Annotated in this window: 1 protein-coding gene; it reads left to right on the forward strand. The window is 78.8% G+C overall.

Annotated features, from left to right (window positions below):
• Positions 1–491, forward strand: a 491-nt coding sequence (locus tag IH13_RS0135695) for an amidase family protein (protein ID WP_031091233.1), incomplete at both ends; no start/stop codon positions are given.

Here is a 491-nt window from a genome sequence, read left to right on the forward strand (position 1 = left end):
CGGCCGGCCCGGCTGCCGGTCCCGGCCGTCCTCAGCCCCGACCTGGGCTTCGCCTCCGTCGACCCGGAGGTGGCGCGCGTGGTCCGGACCGCCGTGGACCGGCTGGCCGCGGCGGGAGTCGTACGCCTGGTCGAGCACGCCCTCACGCTGCCGGACCCGGCCGAGGCATGGGCGGCGGTGCGCGGGAACGCGGTGACCCCGGCGACGCGGCGGGTACGGGAGGCCGGCGACCGGGCCCTGGAGGCCCTGTTCGCCCGGGTGCCGCTGCTGCTCGCCCCGGTCACCCCGACCCCGCCGCACGGCCACGACGGTCCGGGCGAGGTCTACTCCACGGCGCTCACCTGGTCGTTCAACCTCAGCGGGCATCCGGCGGCGAGCGTTCCGGCCGGGTTCACACCGGACGGCTGCCCGGTCGGCCTCCAGCTGGTGACCGACCGGGGCACGGACGCGGAGCTGCTGGGCGCGGCGCTCGCGGTGGAGCGGGTCCGGCC

Source organism: Streptomyces sp. NRRL WC-3549 (assembly GCF_000721935.1).
Lineage (GTDB): Bacteria > Actinomycetota > Actinomycetes > Streptomycetales > Streptomycetaceae > Streptomyces.